Origin of the sequence: Streptomyces montanisoli (genome assembly GCF_017813245.1) — a bacterium.
Classification (GTDB): Bacteria; Actinomycetota; Actinomycetes; order Streptomycetales; family Streptomycetaceae; genus Streptomyces; species Streptomyces montanisoli.
In genome coordinates this window covers 1-2,267 of record NZ_JAGIQL010000336.1, presented here as the reverse complement: position 1 = coordinate 2,267, position 2,267 = coordinate 1, and the positions used below count along the sequence as shown (strand labels likewise).

Below are 2,267 nucleotides of genomic sequence, written 5' to 3'. Positions count from 1 at the left end.
CCGTACGCGGGGACCCGGCCGGCGCGGAGGCCTTGCGGGTGGCCCTGCGGCGGGAGCGGCCGCCCCTGCTCGCGGCCGCCTCCGCCTCGGCGACGCTGTTGTACAGCTCCTCGTCAGGCATGAAGGCCGGCGAGGGCAGCGCCGCGGGGGGCGCCACCTCGGCCGCGACCTCGGCGGCCGTCTCGGTCCTCGCGGGCTCGGCATCCTGTGCGGGCCCGGCCTCGGCCGTCGCCTCTGCCGGTGCCTCGGCCGCCGTGGCCCTCTCGGCCTCGTGGTCGTGGTCCGCGCCGCCGGAACCGCCGCGGCGCTTCCTGCCGCGCTTGCCGCCACCGGTGCTGCCGCCGCCCGCAGGGGTCGACGCCTGCTCCATGTGGACGATCACGCCGCGCCCGTTGCAGTGCACGCAGGTCTCGGAGAACGACTCCAGCAGGCCCTGGCCGACGCGCTTGCGCGTCATCTGCACAAGGCCGAGCGAGGTCACCTCGGCGACCTGGTGCTTCGTGCGGTCGCGGCCCAGGCACTCGAGCAGCCGCCGCAGCACCAGGTCGCGGTTGGACTCAAGCACCATGTCGATGAAGTCGATGACGACGATGCCACCGAGGTCGCGCAGGCGCAGCTGGCGCACGATCTCCTCGGCCGCCTCCAGGTTGTTCCTGGTGACGGTCTCCTCCAGGTTTCCGCCCTGGCCGGTGAACTTCCCGGTGTTGACGTCGACGACGACCATGGCCTCGGTCTTGTCGATGACCAGGGAGCCGCCGCTGGGCAGCCAGACCTTGCGGTCGAGGGCCTTCATCAGCTGCTCGTCGATGCGGTACGTCGCGAAGACGTCCACCTCGCTCGTCCACCGCTGCAGCCGCTCGGACAGGTCGGGCGCCACGTACGAGACGTAGTCGTTGATGGTGTTCCACGCCTCGTCACCGCTGACGATGACCTTCGAGAAGTCCTCGTTGAAGATGTCGCGGACGACGCGGACCGTCATGTCGGGCTCGCCGTACAGCAGCGTCGGCGCGTTCGACGCCCCGCCGGACTTCGACTTCTTCTTGATCTCGTCCCACTGCGCCTGGAGCCGCTCGACGTCGCGGCGCAGCTCGTCCTCGCTGGCGCCCTCGGCGGCCGTGCGCACGATGACGCCCGCGTCCTCGGGGACGACCTTCTTGAGGATCGTCTTGAGCCGGGCGCGCTCGGTGTCGGGCAGCTTGCGGCTGATGCCCGTCATCGAGCCCTCGGGCACGTACACGAGGTAGCGGCCGGGCAGCGAGACCTGGCTGGTCAGACGCGCGCCCTTGTGGCCGATCGGGTCCTTCGTCACCTGGACGAGCACGGACTGGCCGGACTTGAGCGCGGTCTCGATACGGCGCGGGCCGCCGGACATGCCGAGCGCCTCGAAGTTCACCTCGCCCGCGTACAGGACGGCGTTGCGCCCCTTGCCGATGTCGACGAACGCGGCCTCCATGGACGGCAGCACGTTCTGCACCTTGCCCAGGTACACGTTGCCGACGTACGAGGTGGCCTGCTCCTTGTTGACGTAGTGCTCCACGAGCACGTCGTCCTCGAGCACGCCGATCTGTGTGCGCTCACCGTTCTGCCGCACGACCATCACGCGCTCGACGGCCTCGCGGCGCGCGAGGAACTCCGCCTCCGTGATGATCGGCACGCGGCGGCGGCCCTGCTCGCGGCCCTCGCGGCGGCGCTGCTTCTTGGCTTCGAGGCGCGTGGAGCCCTTGATCGACTGGACCTCGTCCGAGCCGGTGCGCTCCTCCTTCTTGCGCGGCTCGCGCACCTTGACGACCGTGCGCTCCGGGTCGTCGCCCGACTCGCCCTCCGCGCCGAGGTCGCCGCCGCGGCGGCGGCGCCTGCGACGGCGGCGGCTGCCGGCCGAGCCCGAGCCGGCGCGGCCCGCGTCGTCGTGCTGCTCGTCGTCGTGGGACGCGTCGGCGTCGTGGTGGGCCTCGTCGTCGGCCTTGTCGGCCTGGTCGGCGTGGGCACCGTGGTCGTCCTGGGCGCCGCGGTCGGCGCGGTCGGCGCGCTGTGTGCGCTCGCGGCGGTCGTCGCGGTTCTCGCGGGCGGCGCTGTTCTCGCGGTCGTCGCGGTCGTCGCGGTCCTCATGTGACGACGTCTCGTCCTGCTCGGAGCCGTTGTCGTCGGCGGACTCGCCGCGGCGGCGCCTGCGCCCGCCCCTGCGGCGGCGGCGCGACGGGCGGACCTCGTCGTCCGCGCCGTCCCGGGGCTCGGCGTCCTGCGAGATCGGAAGAGCACACGCCCGGACT

General features: G+C 72.5%; 1 protein-coding gene. It reads right to left on the bottom strand.

The genetic code is table 11. From position 1 onward, the window contains the following. A partial coding sequence (locus tag JFN87_RS32955; protein WP_209346163.1) for an Rne/Rng family ribonuclease occupies positions 1-2,267 on the bottom strand: 2,267 nt, incomplete at both ends.